Source organism: Parolsenella sp. LCP21S3_E11 (assembly GCF_052118165.1).
In the GTDB taxonomy this organism is placed as follows: domain Bacteria; phylum Actinomycetota; class Coriobacteriia; order Coriobacteriales; family Atopobiaceae; genus Parolsenella.
Genome location: NZ_JBQKHS010000003.1, coordinates 1 through 19,551 on the forward strand (window position 1 = coordinate 1; position 19,551 = coordinate 19,551).

Consider the following 19,551-nt stretch of genomic DNA (forward strand, 5'->3'; position numbering starts at 1 on the left):
CTCGTCGATCTCATCGATCGCAGTATCCGGTTCTCAAGGTTCGCCCGCGCCGCCTCCGCCCGTCCCGTGGGACCCGCCGGCCGCGGCGCAGGGATGAAATATACGCGCCCCCGGGGCCGCCCGCAAGGGGGCGGGGGCGTCTCCACGGGACGCACACATTTGCTAGCACTTAACGCCTTGTAGATTTCTTTACCCATCGCACGCAAAGCCAATACAGCTTGCACCTAATCTCATCGTCACACCATGGTTTATCAGCATGTTTTAGGTCAATTAGAACGGAGGCCCCATGTGCAAGACATTCGTTATCGGATACAGTCCCTCGACCAAATAGATGGCTACCCTTATCGCACACTCTGCAAATGAAATTACCAGCAAAGGTTTTGAGGCTGCCTCCTTCTCCATCTCTAACAGCGGGAAGGCAATCATCCTCGCCAAAGTGGCAGACGACACGAATGCGAGATAGCTCCCGCGAATGACGTCAATTAGGCCCTAAAGGTCACCGGGCTCGTTGTAATTGCTTTTACTCTCATCGGATATGTGGGCGTATTCGTTGGCGGCGACTATGTCGCTTTCACAGGTGGAGCCATGCCCGGCATCTTGGCAGGCGCCTCGCTTCTAATCCTGCTCGTGATTCCAAAGCACTCAAGCTCTCGGTGGCGTTCACTCGCCCCGCAGTGCAGACGCTCTCGATAGTGCCAACTCACCCCGCAGCGCAGAGTGGCTTGAGTCTCAACGCGACATTACGGAGAGCGTCAACTGATACTCCTCTAGCCAAAACACACTTGCCGCAGTTTGAACTGCAGCATTGACGCCATAACCTCAGATAACAAAAGAGGCCGGAAGCACTTGCTTCCGGCCTCATCATTTATGGTGGGCGTTACAAGATTTGAACTTGTGACCTCTTCCGTGTCAGGGAAGCGCTCTCCCCCTGAGCTAAACGCCCGAAGCTTTGGGGTGCGCCTCGCGGCGCGGGGATTAATATATCTGAGCCCCCAACCCAATGCAACCCACAATTTCAAATTTTTTTAGAAATTGGCGGAATTTATCTCGTCCGCATTGGGTTCTCAAACCTAGAAACATGCTTTTACCTGCATGTTCGTAGTCTCTTGAAGCTCAGATAAGATCCCAAAAGTTTTTCAAAAATCTGGGATCGCCAGGTGAATCCTCCCCTAGTCCCTGCGCGACAGCAGAGACAGGACGCGGATGAAGACGTTGATGATGTCGAGGAAAAGCTCGGAGGCGTTATAGACCGCGTTTACGACGGTAGGCTCGTCGAACATCGCTTTGTGGAAGTCATAGCCGATGAAGCCACAGAACACCACGATGACAAGAAAGTCGATAAGCGTCTGGTCGACGGCCAGGAAGGCCATGACGATCTGCACCACGATGAGCGCAAGCAGGCATCCGCCGAGAACGCCAGAGATCTTCTCGAAGACATGCGGCACGGCGATGCCCAGGCATGCAAACACCGTGACGATACCCGCCGTCGCCAAGAAGGCCGTAGAGATGGTCTGGGCAGAGTACATAAGGAAGATCGTCGAAGTAGTAAAGCCAAACGAGAGCACGAAGAGGATGTAGCCCGTCAGCGACAGCCCCACGGATTCCGTGCTCTTCCCTCGGCCCATCATGATGATGCCGGCAATCGAGGCGATGAAGCTCACGACCGAGATCGCAAAGTAGTTGTCCAATACCGCGAGCAGAAACGAAACGTTGGAGAACAGGCTCGCGCAGGCACCCATCACAAGGAAGCCAGCGAGAACGAGCGCCGTGAGAAGGAGACCGTACGCCCTCACGGAGAGCCTGCCGCCATTGCCGGCGCGCTGTCCCTCGACGCTAAACGGGGAATAGGGCTCGATACCACCCTGGTTTCCGGTCTGCCACTGGTCGTTGTTCATGAAAGGTCCTATCGTCGTGTCCGCAGGGCGAACGAATCCATATGCCCATCGATACTGGCGCGCTCGGGGCGCAGTACGTTTCTTCTACCCATTTCCTAGGTGTTATGCGCAACGCGCAGGAATGGGCATGGGTATTGCTACTTGTTTGGCTCGAGGTCCTCGCCTACCACGAGATTCTGAAAGCGATTCGCAATGAACTCGTCATTGAACTTCGAGTCGACATACTCCTCCACCGAGTTATGAGGCGGAATCCCGGCATCGCGGCAGGCCTTTCGGTAGAAACAGAAGACCGTGGCAAGCATATCCACGACGAGGAATGCGGTCATGAGCGACACGATCACGATCTGTCTGCGATTCGTGGGCTCGCCGATGCGATAGATGACTTCCGGCATGACAACACGGCACCAAACGAGGCCGAGGACACCCCAGGCGAATAGGAACCTCCATGCAATCCACTGGGTGATCGCGTCCGGAAGGCCAATGTAGGTCCAGGACTGGGCATGGAAGAGGTCCTCCATGAGCATGCCCGTCGTCTGCTCGAGGCCACCGCCGAGAAGCGCGGAGACAAAGAAGACCTGTGCCTTGGGAGCGGTTCGGAAGTTCCAGAGCACCATCGTGAGAAGACATGCGCCAAAGCCGTAGAGCGGCGAGAACGGGCCCCACACGAGCCCTACGCGCAGCTCCGTACGACCAGACGATATGAGCATCCATGCCATCTCGAGGATCAAACCCGCGACGCTCGCCACCATGAAGATGATCACGTACTGGTAGAAGCCGGGACGCATATGGTCGAGCCACTCGTCTCGGACATTGAGACGCGCCCGTTTAAGCGCCTTGACCTGCTCTGAGGAGAGTTTGGGCTTTGGCTGCGTCTTGAGATCCGCATAGGCGGGGTCATGACGCAGGCGCGCGCTGTTGCGCCTCTGGCGGTCGAGAATGACCTCGTCCGCGGCATCAGCGATCTCCTTCGGCAGCTTGCCGCGACGCGCGAGCTTACGGAAGCTCTTACCGCTCGCCATGCGATAGCCACGCGCATTGATGGCTCGCGTCACGAGAACATACGCGAGGGCGAGCGCGAGGACTATGAGGAGGATAGTTACCAAGCTCGGGCTCCATCCGATGATGCGAACGACACGTCGCAAGTATTAGCAGACGACGCGTTTCCATGGTAGACCAACGGCCAATAGGGCGTGACGGGCGGATTGGTCTGTCGCCACTCGAAAGACGGGGCTCACGACCGCAACGCGAAGCCAGCGGCATGCTATGGGGCCCGCGAACGCAACGCGAAGGCAGCGGCATGCCGAGATAAACAAAAAGGGTCGGCTTTTAGCCGACCCTTCGAATTCATGGAGCGGACAACGGGGTTCGAACCCGCGACCCCCACCTTGGCAAGGTGGTGCTCTACCAACTGAGCCATGTCCGCACGTGAAATGGATGCGGCCTGACGGGCAGGCCGCTCATTTCTTTGGAGGCGACGCCCAGATTCGAACTGGGGGTAGGGGCTTTGCAGGCCCATGCCTTACCACTTGGCCACGTCGCCGAAGAAAAAAGGGCCGGCCGGGCGGCCGGCCCCTCAATCTCATGGAGCGGACAACGGGGTTCGAACCCGCGACCCCCACCTTGGCAAGGTGGTGCTCTACCAACTGAGCCATGTCCGCGTGCGAGAAAATACTATACGCAAGACTGTGCATTCATGCAAGCGTGAATTTCAACTTTTTTCGAATTCGCTTGCTACCTGCAACTTTAGCAGAGACGACGTTACGTCCCAATGTTTTGTGCTCTGCACACTTCAATCGCCCGCCTTTAAGCCGGCAGCTCGACCAAAGAAGCGGGAACCTAGAAACGACAGCAGATCAATCGGGTCACCACGGCACCCCCCGATTCCCAAAACGACCCCGCGTCCGCCCTAGACGGTGGCAGCCATTGGAGTGAACAGCTTCACGAGGCGTACCACGGTTCCCGTGCCGCTAGGCTTGCGGCAGATCTCAACGGAGTCGGAGAGCATGCGCATGAGCTTGATGCCGCGACCGCGTTCGAGGCAGTCGCTGCCCTCCCCCTGCGGAACCTCCCCGTCCTCATCCAGCTCGAAGCCGGAGCCGCAATCCGTCACTTCGACCACGGCGCGATCTGGATAGACCCACACGGTAAGCAGGACGCCTTCCGCGCAGGTGTGGTCAACCGCGTTGCCCAGCGCCTCGCCACCGGCAAGCGTGAGATCGAACACCTCGTCGTTCGTGAGGTCCGTGCGAGAGAGGAGTTGCTCGAGGCGGCGGCGCGCGGCACTCAGGTGGGTCTCATCCACCCGCATCGTACCGTGCCAAAGGGGCCTCACGGAGGGATCGAGCGCCGGAACTGGCGGCTTGGGGGCCCTGCCCATAACGGGAATGAAGTCAACGAGGCGGCATATCGCAAGCGACCGGTACACGTTGTCGCCCACGTTCACGAGCGAGAGCAGGCCGCCCTTCTCCGCAAGGCGCCGCGCGTAGGCGAGGATCAACGCCATCCCAAGGCTGTCGACATAGTCTGTATCCGCAAGGCTGAGGATGACGCGACGGCAACCGCCGTCAATCGCACGATCAAGGTAGGCGCGCACGCGCGGAACGCTCGCGACGTCCAGGTCGCCTCGCACGGGAAGTAAGAGTATGTCGCCAGTCGATGTCATGCCCCAATTTTGCCCAGACGCGCGGGGGTTGATACCTACGCGCGGCAAGGTTTCCGCAAACGTAAGGGTCACGTCGCCGCAAGCCTAGGCCTTCCGTTGGCGTGAGCCACCGAGCTGATCAAACCTCAGCACGACCATCGCCACGTCGTCGTCGAGGCTGCGCTCGGTAAAGACATCGATTCGCTCGAGCAGGCGGTCAAGCATGTCGTCGAAGTCGCCCGCGGCCTCCTCCATCACGGCGTCACGCAGTCCCTGCTCTCCGAAGAAGGCGCCGCTCGGGTTACGAGCCTCCGTTGCGCCGTCCGTGTAGAGCAAGATGCGATCCCCCTCAGAGAGGGAGACATGGCCGTCGTGGTACGTCATGCCGCGGAAGGCGCCCACCACGCCAGACTGCTCGTCGAGCGTCTCCATCTCGCCAGTCTCCGCACGCAGGAGCAGCGCCGGGGGATGTCCGGCAGAGCAATAGGTCAGCGTGCCATGTTTGAGGTCCGCAACGCCCACGAAGAGGGTGGCGAAAGTCTCCAGACGAGAGAAGCCGAGGAGAAAATCGTTAAGCAGTCGCACCATACGCGCGGGCGGTTGACCCTCCCAGGCATAGGCTCCAAGGGCCGTGCGCACAGCGGCGGAGACGCTCGCCGCCTCAACGCCCTTACCCGAGACATCACCCAGAATCACGCAGGCGCGACGGTTGGGCAGACGGATGAGGTCATAGAAATCGCCCCCGACAAGCGCGGCAGCAGTTGCAGACGAGTAGAGCGCATGGGCAGTGATGCCCTCGACCTCCTGGAGCTCGCTCTTCATACCGCTCTGAAGCGCCTGTGCGATGCGCGTGTCCTTGTTCCTACGCTCGCCCGCCTCAACCTCTTGGCGGACGTCGATGGCAATGCGACGGAGCAAGTCGAACTCTGCGTCATCTATGGGTTCCTTGTCCGGGGCACGCATAAGCAGCGCGGCCCAACGCTTGCCCACGAGCATTCCGAGGTCGATAAGGACCGCAGAGCCCATGAAGCCCTGTTCTTCGAGCCATCTTGCGAGCCTTGACCCCTTCGATGCCGCAACAACGGCTATGTCCGCATCGACGCGCCCGCGGACGAGGTCGTCTATCGAATATGGGAGCTCCACCTCCCCCACGCCAGGCAATGAGACGCGAGAGCCCTCCGAAAGGCCTGACGCGTGAATGCGGACGATTTGGACATTGAGCTCCTCCGTCAGGGCCCGAGAGAAGCTCTGGAGGTTTTCGTCGGTCGGGGCGTCGAACCCCTCGAGCATCGCATGAATACGAGTGGCGACAGCGTCGAGTTCCTGGGCCCTCTGGGCTCGCATGGTTGAGATGGCGGCAGCGAACTCTACCGAGAGGTACTGGGCCACCGTGTCGAGAAGGCGCGCGTCGTCACGGCGCGTTGGATGTACCTCAGTCCAACCTAGCTCAATGATGGCGATCACGCGCTCGCTAAACCACATGGGAACGCAGATGAAGCTCGAGAAGGGCGGCGTCTGTCGCGCAGGGATGCGGCAGCGAGCGCCAGTGTCCTCGTCCATGAGCTCACGTGACGTGAGCGCACCACCGCGAAGGCTCCTCTCGCTGGGAGGGAGCAAACGCAGCCGCATGGCGCCGCCCGATCGAGAGACGACGGTCTCGAGACCCTCGCCATAGGTCATGAACTTCGGAACTCTCTTGCCTTCAAGCGAGTGAGAACGGGCGCGCAGCCGATACCCGGTGTCATCCGCAAGGAAGAGCAGGGCACCCGAGGCTTCAAGGGTGTCGCACATCTGCTCGATCACCTCGCTGAAGAGGGTCTCCACGTCTTGGGAGTCAATCGTGTCGAGCACGATCTTGAGCGTGCCCGAAAGACGTCGATTGGCGAGGGAGAGCTCGTCGAGTAGACGATCGTGTTCTCGCTCGGCCGCAAGAGCAGAATCCGCAGGACGCATGACGATGACATAGGTCTCGCCGCCGCCACTCACGCGGTCAGCCCTGGCGCCCACGATTGCCGCCCCGCCGCCAGCAAGCCTTAGGGAGAGACTCACGAGCGAGCCATCGGCGACAAGCGGGAGAACGGGTGCCGGCGCGTCCTGAGCGCGAGGGTGCGACGGGTCCACGAGGATATCCGACACAGGGGTACCCACAAGTTCATTGGCATCCAAGCCAGAAAGAGAGACCAGCTGGGGATTGGCGGAGAGAATGCGACCGACACCGTCGACCACCAGAATGGCGTCGGTCGAAAGCGCCATAAGGGCTGCAAGGACACCAGGCATGGCGGCACGACCGACGTGATCGACCTTGGCAAGCGCGCGCTTAGCCGGCATGACGCCTCCCGTCCGGGCGCGCGGGCGCGCCGCCCCTAGATAGCAAAAACGGGCCCGAAGGCCCGTAGATTTGCTGGTGTCGGAGGCGGGACTTGAACCCGCACGACCTTTTAGTCAGTCACTAGCACCTCAAGCTAGCGCGTCTGCCAATTCCGCCACTCCGACTTTTCAAGTGCGCGTTTTGCGCGAGAAAGAATATACCTCGATGACCCTACGGACGCAAGCGTGAATTTAAACTTTTTTCTAAAAAAGTTGTATGGCGTGCGTTACCGCAGGTGAAGAGCCAAATGGACGAGAAACAAAATTCACGTCTAGAAGTCTTGGCCTCGCTCCCCAAGAGGTTTCCCGTCCAGAAGAGGCGACGCCGGCGCCCGGGGCTATCCCATCCGGAGGAGACGGCGTCGACGCCCAAGAAAAGATCCCGCCACCCAAACGGATGACGGGATCCCAACAACACTCTTTACTCTCCCCTAGAGCTCAATCGAGGAGCCCTTGATGGGGTGCGGCTGCGCAAAGTGGCAGGCGCAATAGTGGCCAGGCGCGACTTCGCGAAGCTCGGGGCGCTCCTGAGCGCACTTCTCGCAAGCGATCGGGCAGCGCGTGTGGAAACGGCAGCCGCTCGGCGGGTCGATCGGAGAAGGCGGATCGCCCTTCAGGATGATGCGCTTACGCGAACGCTGCATATCCGGGTCGGGAACAGGCACGGCCGAAAGCAGCGACTGCGTATAGGGGTGGTACGGCTCGGCGTAGAGGGTCTTCCAGTCCGAGACCTCCATCATGTTGCCAAGGTACATAACGGCGACGCGATCGGAGATGTGCTGAACGACGGAGAGGTCGTGAGCGATGAACAGGTACGCGGTTCCGTACTGATTCTGAAGGTCCTTGAGGAGGTTGAGGACCTGGGCCTGAATCGAGACGTCAAGCGCGGAGACGGGCTCGTCGCAGATGATCAGCTTCGGCTTGAGCGCGAATGCGCGGGCGATGCCAACGCGCTGACGCTGACCGCCCGAGAACTCGTGCGGATAGCGGTTGATGTGCTCCGGATTGAGACCGACGACATCGAGCAGCTCACGCACATAGTTCATGCGCTCGGTCTTATCGGGCATCTCGCCGTGAATGACCAGCGGCTCAGAGATGATCTCGCCGATGGTCATACGAGGGTTGAGGCTCGCATAGGGGTCCTGGAAGATGAACTGCATGTCGTGACGCATGCGCTTCAGGTCCTTCTTGTGCATGGCGGAGACATCCTCGCCATTGAAGAGGACCTTGCCACCCGTGGGGTGCGTGAGGCGCATGATGCAGCGGCCAGTCGTGGACTTACCGCAGCCGGACTCGCCAACGAGACCGAAGGTCTCGCCGGGGAAGATGTCGAAGCTGATGTCGTCGACCGCCTTGACGCTCTTCTTCTCCTTGGAGAAGACGCTGGAGTCGACGGGGAACTCCTTGGAGAGGTGCTCGACGTGAAGCAGGGGCTCGGTCATCCTAAGCCTCGCCTCCCTTCGTGCGGGAGTTAACGGGCGCGTTCTTCGCGATGAACTCGGGGTCGCTGGCAAAGTGGCAACGAGAGTAGTGTCCGGTCTCAGAGGTGTAGGTCTCCGGGCGCTCGCTGCGGCAGCGATCGGTCGCATACGGGCAGCGCGGCGCAAAGCTGCAGCCCTTCGGCAGGTTCACGAGAGAGGGCGGGTTGCCCTTGATCGGGGTGAGCGGCTTCTTCTCGTCAATGACCTGCTCTGGGATCGAGCGCATGAGGCCCCAGGTGTACGGGTGCGTCGGGTGATAGAAGATCTCCTCGGCAGTGCCGAACTCGACCGGGCGGCCAGCGTACATGACCATGATCTTATCCGCCACGTCGGCCACGACGCCAAGGTCATGCGTGATCATGATGATCGCGTTGCCGTTCTTTTCCTGCATCTCCTGCATGAGCTCGATGATCTGCGCCTGAATCGTCACGTCGAGGGCCGTGGTCGGCTCGTCGGCAATGAGGATGTCGGGGTCGCAGGCGAGCGCCATGGCAATCATGACGCGCTGGCGCATGCCGCCGGAGAACTGATGCGGATAGTCCTTGACGCGCTGCTCCGGGTTGGGAATGCCAACCATGTCAAGGAGCTCAATCGCACGCTGGGTAGCCTGCTCCTTGGTATAGCCACGGTGAAGGCGGAGGCCCTCACCAAGCTGTCGGCCGATGGTGTAGACCGGGTTCAGCGATGTCATCGGGTCCTGGAAGACCATAGCGATGTCATTGCCGCGAATCTGCTGCATCTCAGCCTCAGACATCTCGAGCAGAGAGTGGCCGCGATAGCGGACGTCTCCTCCCTCGATCTTGCCCGGAGGCATCTCGATGAGGCCCATGATGGTCATGGCGGTGACGGACTTGCCCGAACCGGACTCGCCAACGACGCCGAGGGTCTCGCCACGGTCAAGGGTATAGCTCACGCCATCGACGGCCTTAACCACGCCGTCGGCAGTGTGGAAGTACATCTTGAGGTCATCGACCTCGAGAAGGTGGCAACCCTCAGGAACGGGCTGGTTCTTGAGGTCGAGCGCGGGCTCGGCAGCCTTCTTCTTACCGAATGCCATTACTATCACGCGTCCTTCATCTTGACGTCGAGCGCATCGCGCAGACCATCACCGAGAAGGGTGAAGGCAAGCACGGTGGAGAGAATCGCCAGGCCGGGCATGATCATGAGCCAGGGCTGGGTCTGGAGGAACGTCTGACCGTCCTGAATCATGATGCCCCAGGAAGGGGTCGGCGGGGTGACGCCCATGCCAAGGTAGGACAGCGCGCTCTCGGTGAGGATGGCGCCGCCCACGTTCATCGTGGCGTAGACCACGATGGAGGCAACGGAGTTGGGGAAGATGTGACGCGCGACGATGCGCAGGTCAGAGGCGCCCATGGCACGCGCGGCGTCGACGTAGTCGTTCTCCTTGACGGAGAGGATCGCCGAACGGAAGACACGGGCGATGGACGGCCAGCCGAGGATGCCGATGGCGATGAACACATTCTGGATGCCCTGGCCGATAACGGCGAGCATCGTGATGACGAACAGCGTGTACGGAATCGCCAGGAACATATCGGCGAGACGCATGATTATCGTGTCCCAAATCCCGCCATAGAACGCGGCAAGCGCACCCATGACGAGGCCGATGGCCGTGGAGATGAGCGTGGCGATAACGCCGACGGTCAGAGACACACGAGCACCATAGATGACGCGGCAAAGTTGGTCGCGACCAGTAGCGTCGGTACCGAAGGGGTGTTCGGCGGAAGGCGGCAGCTTGGAGGTCTGCGCAACGGTCGTCGAGTCGATCTGCGTGGGCGAGCCAAGCCACTGGGGAGCCCAGAGGTCGGCCGTGAGCGCCACGACGATGACGAAAAGAATCCAGACGGCGCCGATGAGGGCGAGCTTGTTCTTCTTGAGGCGCTTCCAGGCGTCGCTCCAGAGGGTGCGGCTCTTCTCGGGAGCCTGAGCCGCGGACTCGACAGTCTCGTCAGCTGCGTTCTTCTGGTCTTCGATAGACATTCAGCGCACCTCCCTAGTTCTCAGACTTTGACGAGCCGAAGCGAATCCTGGGGTCCAGGAACGCATAGCTGACGTCAACCAACAGGTTGATAACCATCACCACGACGACGACCACCGTGACGCCGCCCAAAACGATGGGCCAGTCACGTTGGGTGACCGCACGGTAGATCTCGTAGCCAACGCCAGGCCAGTTGAAGACCGTCTCGGTCAGGATGGCGCCGGCAAGCATGCCACCGAAGTCAATGCCGATGTAGGTCACGACAGGAATGAGGGCATTCTTCAGGGCGTGGTGCCAGATGATATCGCGCCTCGAAAGACCCTTGGCCTTCGCGGTGCGAATGTAGTCCTGGTTCATAACCTCAAGCAGCTGCGAGCGCATGATGCGCGCGGCATAGGCGGTGGAGACGGAAGCGAGGGTCACGGCAGGAAGGATGTAGTGAACCCAGCTCTCGAACTCGGAGTTCGATCCGCCAGCACCGGAGATAGGCAGGTAGAAGGCACCGCCGGTGGCGTTCTTCAGGAAGACGCCAAAGAAAAGCTGGAGCATCATGCCGAGCCAGAAGGCGGGCATCGCCACGAGGATCGAAGTGACGAGCGTGACAAGGACGTCCCAGAACGAATAGCGCTTGATTGCGGAGACCATTCCGGCGCCGATACCGACTATCGCCTCGAGGATGATGGCGACGATAGCAAGCTTCACGGTGTATGGGTACTTGTTCGCCAAGATGTCCGACACCTTCATGTTGCGGGTGTAGGACGTGCCGAGGTCACCGTGCAGCAGGCCATTCATGTATGTGAGGTACTGCTTCCAGATCGGCGTGGGGATGGTGTTGCCATCCCCATCGTAGAGGGCGCGGCCGTTCTCGTCTGTCTCGATGAGGCCGTTGGTGATGCGGATCTGAAGCTCCGTCTCAGGCGTTACCTGCTTGCCACCGGTGATGATCTTGACCGGATCACCGGGGACGATGGTCTTCATGGCGAAAAGAATCATGGTCACGCCGATGAAGACCGGAATGAACTGCAGGACGCGCTTGAGTATGTACTTTCCCATGCGTACAACTCCTGTCGTAATGACGGGCCTTGCAAGAGGCGGCTTGAGGCTGCCACTTGCAAGGCCCCCTACCAGCGACGGGGCACCGCCACGGGTGCCCCGTCGCCCAAACGATCTCTATGATCGCGGGTACCTAAGAATAAAGGGCTAGGCCTCGAGTTCAACCTTATCCATCATGATCAGCTTCTGCGGATCGATGTGGAGGTACTTGACGCGAGAGGAACCGACCATCTGGTGCTTGTAGAAGAACAGCGGCACGACAGGCATGTCGGCAGCGATGATCTTGTCGATCTCCTGGTACTTGGCCTCGCGCTCCTTGTCATCAGCGATGGCGCGGGCCTCGCTGATGGCGTTGTCGACGGCGGGGTTGGAGTACTTGCCGTAGTTGTTGTCAGCACCAGTTGCGAACAGCGGATACAGGAAGTTGTCCATGATCGGGTAATCGGCGATCCAGCCGAGGCGGCCGATCTGGAAGTCAGCGTTCGGGTAGGTGTTGGTGACGATGGAGCTCCACTCGGCGGTGTTAGAGGTGGCATTGATGCCGATGGCCTTGAGGTCAGCCATGACCATCTCCATGACGGCCTTGTGGTCGCCATCGAGGTTGTAGGTCAGGGCGATGTTGATGTCACGCATGCCGTCAGCGTTGGCAGGATACTTGGCGTCAAGCAGGGCCTTGGCGGCGTCCGGATCGTACTTGGAGAACTCCCAGCTGTTCTCGACGTAGCCAGCGATTCCCGGAGGAACGATGCCGCCGGCAGGCTCGCGGGTGCCCTCGAAGACGGTGTCGCAGATGGCCTGGCGGTTGATGGCCAGGGAGATGGCCTTGCGGACGTCGACGTCCTTCAGGGTCTCGTCGGTGACGTTGAGCATGAGGTAGTAGACGGAGAGCTCAGCGCCGGTCAGGACCTGGTGGCCCGGGGTGACGGTGGAGCCGTCCTCGGACTCGCCGTACTGGGAGATGGCATCCTTGAGCTGCGTGGTGGGAACGGAAGCCATGTCAAGGTTGCCAGCCTGGAACTCGGTGTAGGCGGTCTGGACGTCCTTCTGGATGTTGAAGTGGACGCCATCGATGATCGCAGGGTCACCGTAGGAGTAATCGTCGAAGCGGACGATGTTGATCTGCTGGCCGTCCTCCCACTTGCCGTCCATCTTGAAGGGGCCGTTGCCCACGGGAGCGAAGAAGAAGGTGTCGAAGTCGTCCATAGCGCAGTCAGGCACGGGCGAGAGAGCCGGGTGCATGCAGACGAACGGGAAGTCAGCGTAGGACTGGACGAGCTTCACGACGAGGGTGTCGTCATCCGGGCAGGTGACACCGGTGAGTTCGGTGGCGTCGCCAACGGAGAGCTCGGAGTAGCCCTGGACCATGGCGAGGTGGTAGCCGATGCCGGAGGCGTGGGTCTCGGAGGTCTTCGGGCTAACGATGCGCTCCCAGCCCTGCTTGAAGGACTTGGAGGTAACGGTGGTGCCATCGTGGAACTTGGCGCCCTTCACGAGGTGGAAGGTGAACTCATCAGCGGCGTCGTTAACATCCCAGGACTCAGCGGCAAGACCGATGAGCTCGCCCTTGTCAAAGTCATAGGTGGTAAGAGCGTCGAAGAGCTGGTAGCCGACCTGCATGCCCTGGTCTTCCTCGAGGTCATACGGATCGATGGCGACGGGGTTGTTGATGTAGTAGTTGAGCGTGCCACCAGTGGCCTCGCCGGAAGCGGCGGGGGCGCTGCCCTTCTTGCCGCAGGCGGCAAGAGCGGCCATAGCGCTGGCGGCAAGGCTGCCCTTGACAAACGTGCGACGGTTCATGGACGTGGTCATGAATCCCTCCCTTGTTTGCGACGCCTGCCAGAAGGCCCGATGCCTCCCGTAACGTGACGTCTCAGTTTTGCTTGCGGAACCTGTTGCCATAGGGCGGATACCGCAGGACGACCGCCCTGCGATCACAAACAAGTAGGCTGCTTGCAAACTTAAGGAAGAATTATCCGTTTTATTTGCCAGTGCGGCAACCTCAAAACCCTCTTTACCAAGATAAAGCCACCCTGCGTAACAATGTATTAACAAAATGTATGCCGTTTCTGGCAGAAATGCATGAGGTTCATGCTGGTTTGTATCGAAACGGGCATTGCTCGGTATTAAACAAGAAAAGCTCTTGAGGAACGGATGGGCACTATATTCAAAAGCGATGCGCAGGACGAGATGCGTCTCGCGTAACGTTTTGCGCGCTCGGCCCCGTTGTGCGCCATGTTTTGCGCGCTCGGCCCCGTTGTGCGCCATGTTTTGCGCGCCGTCGCCCGCCGCGCGCCGCGTTCTGCGCGCAGTCGCCTCGGAACGAACCCGCGCTCGCACGCGCAAGACGCAGTCGCCGCGGAACGCATACGCCGCGTGGCATATGCCACCGCATGGCTCACGCCGCGCAACATGCGGACGTCTCGTGAAGCACCCGCCGCTCACAGCAAACGGCCGCCGCGCCGGGAGACGCAGACGGCCGCTTGGTCAGTACGTTATAACTCGCAATTAGGCGCCGATGGTGCCCAGCGGGTAGGTAAGCATGAAGATGACGATGGTCGCAAAGAAAACGACGGCGGCAATCACGGTGAGACGGTCGAGGTTCTTCTCCCAAACGCCACTGCCAGCGTTGGCGTTGTACATAGAGGAGGCGATCATATCAGAAACGCCGGTGCCCTTACCGGAGTGCATGAGCACGAGAATGATGAGGGAGACAGCGGAGATGGCCCAAGCCACCAGCAGAATCGTATTAAGAGGACCCACGTGATGCTCCTTAAGCAGATACAAACATACAGCAGAAGAGAATACCATAACTCTGTGCCGCAACCTCGCTGCTGCTGGGGACTCTTCCCGCGGCACACTCTCGCCACGCGCTCGGACGCAGGCCGCGCGCAGCGGGCGGCACGGGCGGCACGAGCGGCACGGGCGGCACGGACGGCAAAACCTACCTCTTGTAACGTTTCGATCCCGAAATTGGCCCCGAAACCTTACAAGAGGTAGGTTTTGGGAGGAGAAGCTCTCTCGAGACATGCAGTTATTCGAGCTATCGGGACGTTTTTGGGCGCACATCTCGAATACGTGCATGTTTCAGCGAAGGGCGGGCCGCGAGGGTAGGCAACGCAAGGGCAAGCAGCGCAGTGGCCCGGAGCCGTAGCAAAGCGCCGCCCCTCCCCCGCACGAGCTCCGCATGAAAAAGGGCGCCCGCCGGCCGGATGGCTGACGGGCGTCCCTCTCAGGGACGTTTGGCGCGCTTTTTCGCGCGTACGCACAAGCTCGCAAATGACGCGCATTCCCGCGCGCGGCGCGCTTTCTCGCGCGCTGTCCAATCGCGGCCCAGTCTCACGCACGGCGCAAGGCGGGCGGCAGGCCCAAGCTACTCCTCGGCGGCGAGCACGCGGCCCGTCATCTCCTTGGAGGGCTCGAGACCAGCAAGGGTGAGCATCGTCGGGGCGATGTCGGACAGGCGACCGTCCTCGATGCCCACGAGCTTGGCCTTGTCGTCGACGACGATGAGGGGCACGCGGTTCGTGGTGTGAGCCGTGAACGGGTGCTTGTGGCCCTCGCCGTCAACGTCAAACATGTGGTCCGCGTTGCCGTGGTCAGCCGTGATGAGAGCGAAGCCGCCCTTGGCCTCAATAGCCGGGATAATCTTGGAGAGCGCGTTGTCGACAGCCTCGACGGCCTTGACCGCAGCCTCAAAGACGCCCGTGTGACCAACCATGTCGCAGTTGGCGAAGTTCACGATGTAGAAGTCCGCGCGGTCCTCGTTGATGGCCTCGACGAGCTTCTCGGTGACCTCGGGGGCGCTCATCTCGGGCTTGAGGTCGTACGTGGCGACCTTCGGGCTCGGCACGAGCACGCGCTCCTCGCCCGGCTTCGGGTCCTCGATGCCGCCGTTCAGGAAGAACGTCACGTGGGCGTACTTCTCGGTCTCGGCGGTGTGGAGCTGCTTCAGGCCGTTCTCGGCGATGACGTCGGCTAGGACCTCCTGCGGGAAGGACTTGGGGAACGCGACCTCGACATCGAAGTTCGGATCGTACTCGGTCATCGTTACGAAGTGCGAGAGCTTGATCTGCTCGCGCTCGAAGCCGTCGAATTCCTTGTCCGTGAACACGCGGGTCATCTGACGAGCGCGATCCGGGCGGAAGTTGAAGAAGATGACCGCGTCGCCGGCGTTGACGCCCTCGTTGTGGCAAGCAAACGGCTCGACGAACTCGTCGCCGCGCGGGTCCTTCTCGTAGTAGGCCTTGATGCCCTCGACCGGGCAGGCGTCGGCATCAGAGGCGTCGGCGATGACGTCATACGCGCGCTGGATGCGCTCCCAGCGGTTGTCGCGGTCCATGGCCCAGTAGCGGCCGGAGACCGTGGCAACGCGAGCGTCAACGCCGCAGCGCTCAGAGAGCTCCTTGAGGTAGTCGCAGAACTCGGCCATGTAGCCGGCGCCGGACTGCGGGTCGACGTCGCGGCCGTCCATGAAGGCGTGCACGCGGATCGTCTTGACGCCACGCTCGGCGGCCATCTTGGCGAGGGCCTCGACGTGGCTCATGTGCGAGTGGACGCCGCCCGGGCTCATGAGGCCCATGAGGTGGAGGGTCTTGCCCTCGGCCTTGACGTCGTCCATGGCGCGAACGAAGACCTCGTTCTCGGCGATGGAGCCGTCCTTGATGGCGTTGTTGATGCGCGAGAGCTCCTGGAACACGATGCGACCGGCACCGATGTTCAGGTGGCCCACCTCGGAGTTGCCCATCTGGCCGTCGGGAAGGCCGACGTCTTCGCCGGAGGCACCCAGCGTGGTGTGCGGGTACTTGGCATAGAGGCTGTCGAGGAACGGGTGGCTGGCGCTCGTGACGGCGTTCTCGTCGTTAGCGGGAGCCAGGCCACAGCCGTCCATGATGACGAGAAGGGCAGGAAGGTGACGCTCAGACATTGCTATTACTCCCCCGCCTTGATGACCATCTGAGAGAAGTCCTCGGCCTTGAGCGAGGCGCCGCCCACGAGGGCGCCATCGACGTCGGGCTTAGCGACGAGCTCGGCGATGTTGCCGGGCTTAGCGGAGCCGCCGTAGAGGACACGGATGCCGTCAGCGGTCTCCTGGCCGAAGATCTCGGCGAGGGTCTCGCGGATGGCGCCGCAGACCTCCTGAGCGTCGTCGGCAGTGGCGGTCTTGCCGGTGCCGATGGCCCAGATGGGCTCGTAAGCGATGACGTACTTCGACGGGTCGGTGATCTCGAGGCCCTCGGTGTCAGCCTTGATCTGATCGACGACGAACTCGACGTGCTTGCCAGCCTCGCGGACCTCGAGGGGCTCGCCGCAGCAGCTGATGGGCACGATGCCGTGGGCCATGAGGGCCTTGGCCTTCTTGTTGATGTCCTCGTCGGTCTCGCCGAAGTAACCGCGGCGCTCGGAGTGGCCAATGATGCAGTAGGTAGCGTTCACAGCCTCGAGCATGGAGGGAGCGGTCTCGCCGGTGAAGGCACCGGACTCCTCGTAGTAGACGTTCTGGGCACCCAGGGCGAACTGGGCGTTGGTCTGGTCGATGACCTCGGAGACACCCTTGAGGTCGACGGTCGGCGGGCAGACGACGACCTCCACACCGTTGAGGTCCTTGCCGGCGAGGGCGTCGGCGAGACCCTGGGCGAGCTCGACGCCCTCGGTGTAGTTCTTGTTCATCTTCCAGTTGCCAGCAATCATGAGGTTACGCATCGAGAAGAGCCTCCACTCCCGGAAGAGCCTTGCCCTCGACGAGCTCCATGGAAGCGCCACCGCCGGTGGAGATCCAGCTCATCTTGTCGGCCAGGCCGAACTTGTTGACGGCCGCGACGGAGTCGCCGCCACCGATGATGGACGTGCAGTCGGCGTCAGCCACGGCGCGGCAGACGGCCTCGGTGCCGTGAGCGAAGTTGTCGAACTCGAAGACGCCCATGGGACCGTTCCAGAAGACGGTCTTGGCACCCTTGATGGCCTCGGCGTAGAGCTCCTCGGTCTTGGGACCGATGTCCATGCCCTCGCGGTCATCGGGGATGGCGTCAGAGGCGACGACCTCCGGCACGGCGTCCTCACCGAAGTGGTCGGCAACGCGGTTGTCGACGGGGAGAAGGATCTTGACGCCCTTGTCCTCGGCCTTCTTGAGCATCTCGGCCGCGCGCTCGACCCAGTCCTCCTCCTTGAGGGACTGACCGACGGTCATGCCCTGGGCAAGGAAGAAGGTGTAGGCCATGCCGCCACCGATGATGAGGGTGTCGGCGGAATCGATAAGGTGATCGAGAACGCCGATCTTGCTGGAGACCTTGGAGCCGCCGACGATGGCGACGAACGGACGCTCGGGCTCGGCGAAGATGCCGGTCAGGGTATCGACCTCCTTCTCGAGGAGGAAGCCGGCGACGGCCGGGATGTAGGCAGCCGGGCCGACGACGGAGCCCTGGGCGCGGTGGGCGGTGCCGAAGGCGTCGAGGACGAAGACGTCGCCGTAGGAGGCGAGACGCTTGGCAATCTCCGGGTCATTCTTCTTCTCGCGCTTGTCGAAGCGGACGTTCTCGAGGACGAGGACGTGGCCCGGCTTGAGGGCGTCGACGGCGGCCTTGGCCTCGTCGCCGTAGGTGTCAGCGACGAAGGTGACGTCGAGGCCACTCATCTCAGCGAGCTTCTCGGCGACCGGCTTGAGGGAGAGCTCGGGCTGGAAGCCGGTGCCCTCGGGGCGGCCGAGGTGGCTCATGAGGATGACGCGAGCGTTGTGCTCGACGAGGTACTTGATCGTGGGAAGCGCGGCGGAGATGCGCGTGGTGTCGCCCACGACGCCGTCCTTGATGGGGACGTTGAAGTCGACGCGGCAAAGGACGCGCTTGCCGTCGACATCGATGTCACGGACGGTCTTCTTGGTGAAAGCCATGTCGTTCCTTTCAGGGTTGTGGCGGGCGGTGTGACCACCCCGCCTACGTGAAGAACGAAAGGGGCGCGGCGCGGCCCGAAAGCTGCGACCGCGCCCCTCGGAGCTACCTACGGAAGCTGACGCTTAGGCGACGAACTTCTCGAAGTACTTGATGGTGCGGACCATCTGGGAGGTGTAGGAGTTCTCGTTGTCGTACCAAGAGGTGACCTGGACGAGGGACTGGCCGTTGCCGAGGTCCTGGACCATGGTCTGGGTGGCGTCGAAGATGGAGCCGTGGGTCTCGCCGACGATATCGCGGGAGACAATCTCGTCCTCGTTGTAGCCGAAGGTCTCGGGGATGGTCTCGGCGTAGGCCTTCATGGCAGCGTTGACCTCCTCGACGGTGACGACCTTGTCAACGACGGCGTAGAGGTTGGTGAGGGAGCCGGTCGGCGTCGGGACGCGCTGGGCGGCACCGATGAGCTTGCCGTTGAGCTCCGGGAGAACCAGGCCGATGGCCTTGGCGGCACCCGTGGAGTTCGGGACGATGTTCTCGGAGCAGGCGCGGGAACGACGCTTGTTGCCCTTGCGCTGCGGGCCGTCGAGCGGCATCTGGTCGCCGGTGAAGGCGTGGATGGTGGTCATGATGCCGGAGACGATGGGAGCGAAGTCGTTGAGACCCTTGGCCATTGGGGCGAGGCAGTTGGTGGTGCAGGAAGCAGCGGAGATGATGTTGTCATCAGCGGTGAGCTGCTCGTGGTTCACGTTGTAGACGATGGTCGGGAGGTCCTTGCCGGCCGGAGCGGAGATGACGACCTTCTTGGCGCCAGCGTTGATGTGGGCCTGAGCCTTCTCCTTGCTGGTGTAGAAGCCGGTGCACTCGAGGACGACGTCGACGTCGAGCTCACCCCAAGGCAGGTTGTTGGCGTCGGCCTCCTTGTAGATCTTGATCTCCTTGCCGTCGACGATGATGGAGTCCTCGGTGGACTCAACCTTGTGGTCGCGGCTGTAGTTGCCCTGCGTGGAGTCGTACTTCAGAAGGTAGGCGAGCATATCCGGAGAGGTGAGGTCGTTGATGGCGACGATCTCGGAGCCCTCGTGGCCGAACATCTGACGGAAGGCCAGACGACCGATGCGACCAAAGCCATTAATAGCAACCTTAACTGCCATGCTTTCTCCTTTCGAAGACCCCACGGGCGCCCCTTGCGCCGTGCGGGCCACGTTGGAAACACCATTGGTGATAATACCGCTAAATC

Annotated in this window: 14 protein-coding genes and 5 tRNA genes; all 19 read right to left on the reverse strand. The window is 61.3% G+C overall.

Going from position 1 to position 19,551, the window contains the following annotated elements; genetic code table 11:
- Positions 1–868: 868 nt before the first annotated feature.
- The 19 genes from ACTQ1Z_RS04290 to gap all read right to left on the reverse strand — a co-directional run bounded on the left by ACTQ1Z_RS04290 (position 869) and on the right by gap (position 19,465).
- A tRNA-Val gene (locus ACTQ1Z_RS04290) sits at positions 869–943 on the reverse strand.
- A 226-nt stretch (positions 944–1,169) separates the two neighbouring features.
- Complete coding sequence (locus ACTQ1Z_RS04295; protein WP_441859007.1) at positions 1,170–1,895, reverse strand: Bax inhibitor-1 family protein; 726 nt, start codon at positions 1,893–1,895, stop codon at positions 1,170–1,172.
- Between the two features lie 137 nt (positions 1,896–2,032).
- Positions 2,033–2,998 (reverse strand): putative ABC transporter permease, encoded by a 966-nt coding sequence (locus ACTQ1Z_RS04300; protein ID WP_441859009.1) that lies wholly within the window; start codon positions 2,996–2,998, stop codon positions 2,033–2,035.
- A gap of 244 nt (positions 2,999–3,242) precedes the next feature.
- A tRNA-Gly gene (locus tag ACTQ1Z_RS04305) sits at positions 3,243–3,318 on the reverse strand.
- Between the two features lie 43 nt (positions 3,319–3,361).
- Positions 3,362–3,435 (reverse strand) — tRNA-Cys (locus ACTQ1Z_RS04310).
- Between the two features lie 42 nt (positions 3,436–3,477).
- Positions 3,478–3,553 (reverse strand) — tRNA-Gly (locus ACTQ1Z_RS04315).
- A gap of 248 nt (positions 3,554–3,801) precedes the next feature.
- Complete coding sequence (locus ACTQ1Z_RS04320) at positions 3,802–4,557, reverse strand: anti-sigma factor antagonist (protein ID WP_441859011.1); 756 nt, start codon at positions 4,555–4,557, stop codon at positions 3,802–3,804.
- Positions 4,558–4,641: 84 nt separating this feature from the next.
- Positions 4,642–6,864, reverse strand: coding sequence for a SpoIIE family protein phosphatase (locus ACTQ1Z_RS04325; protein ID WP_441859013.1), 2,223 nt, complete (start codon positions 6,862–6,864; stop codon positions 4,642–4,644).
- 74 nt (positions 6,865–6,938) lie between these two features.
- A tRNA-Leu gene (locus tag ACTQ1Z_RS04330) sits at positions 6,939–7,029 on the reverse strand.
- A gap of 305 nt (positions 7,030–7,334) precedes the next feature.
- Complete coding sequence (locus ACTQ1Z_RS04335; protein ID WP_293835439.1) at positions 7,335–8,345, reverse strand: ABC transporter ATP-binding protein; 1,011 nt, start codon at positions 8,343–8,345, stop codon at positions 7,335–7,337.
- Between the two features lies 1 nt (position 8,346).
- The gene (locus tag ACTQ1Z_RS04340) at positions 8,347–9,441 is read right to left on the reverse strand and encodes an ABC transporter ATP-binding protein (protein WP_441859016.1); all 1,095 of its coding nucleotides are present in this window, start codon (positions 9,439–9,441) and stop codon (positions 8,347–8,349) included.
- 5 nt (positions 9,442–9,446) lie between these two features.
- On the reverse strand, positions 9,447–10,382 hold the full coding sequence (locus ACTQ1Z_RS04345; protein WP_441859018.1) for an ABC transporter permease: 936 nt from the start codon (positions 10,380–10,382) through the stop codon (positions 9,447–9,449).
- A 13-nt stretch (positions 10,383–10,395) separates the two neighbouring features.
- On the reverse strand, positions 10,396–11,433 hold the full coding sequence (locus ACTQ1Z_RS04350) for an ABC transporter permease (RefSeq protein ID WP_441859020.1): 1,038 nt from the start codon (positions 11,431–11,433) through the stop codon (positions 10,396–10,398).
- 147 nt (positions 11,434–11,580) lie between these two features.
- A complete protein-coding gene (locus ACTQ1Z_RS04355) occupies positions 11,581–13,242 on the reverse strand; it encodes a peptide ABC transporter substrate-binding protein (RefSeq protein ID WP_441859022.1) in 1,662 nt (553 codons plus the stop codon).
- A gap of 696 nt (positions 13,243–13,938) precedes the next feature.
- Positions 13,939–14,193, reverse strand: a complete 255-nt coding sequence (gene secG / locus ACTQ1Z_RS04360; RefSeq protein ID WP_441859024.1) for a preprotein translocase subunit SecG — start codon at positions 14,191–14,193, stop codon at positions 13,939–13,941.
- Positions 14,194–14,803: 610 nt separating this feature from the next.
- On the reverse strand, positions 14,804–16,357 hold the full coding sequence (gene gpmI / locus ACTQ1Z_RS04365; RefSeq protein ID WP_441859026.1) for a 2,3-bisphosphoglycerate-independent phosphoglycerate mutase: 1,554 nt from the start codon (positions 16,355–16,357) through the stop codon (positions 14,804–14,806).
- A 5-nt stretch (positions 16,358–16,362) separates the two neighbouring features.
- Positions 16,363–17,133 (reverse strand): triose-phosphate isomerase, encoded by a 771-nt coding sequence (gene tpiA / locus ACTQ1Z_RS04370; protein ID WP_441859028.1) that lies wholly within the window; start codon positions 17,131–17,133, stop codon positions 16,363–16,365.
- Positions 17,126–18,316, reverse strand: a complete 1,191-nt coding sequence (locus ACTQ1Z_RS04375; RefSeq protein ID WP_441859030.1) for a phosphoglycerate kinase — start codon at positions 18,314–18,316, stop codon at positions 17,126–17,128. Before ACTQ1Z_RS04375 ends, tpiA begins: the two co-directional genes overlap by 8 nt.
- A gap of 123 nt (positions 18,317–18,439) precedes the next feature.
- The gene (gene gap / locus ACTQ1Z_RS04380) at positions 18,440–19,465 is read right to left on the reverse strand and encodes a type I glyceraldehyde-3-phosphate dehydrogenase (RefSeq protein WP_320678594.1); all 1,026 of its coding nucleotides are present in this window, start codon (positions 19,463–19,465) and stop codon (positions 18,440–18,442) included.
- Positions 19,466–19,551: the final 86 nt, after the last annotated feature.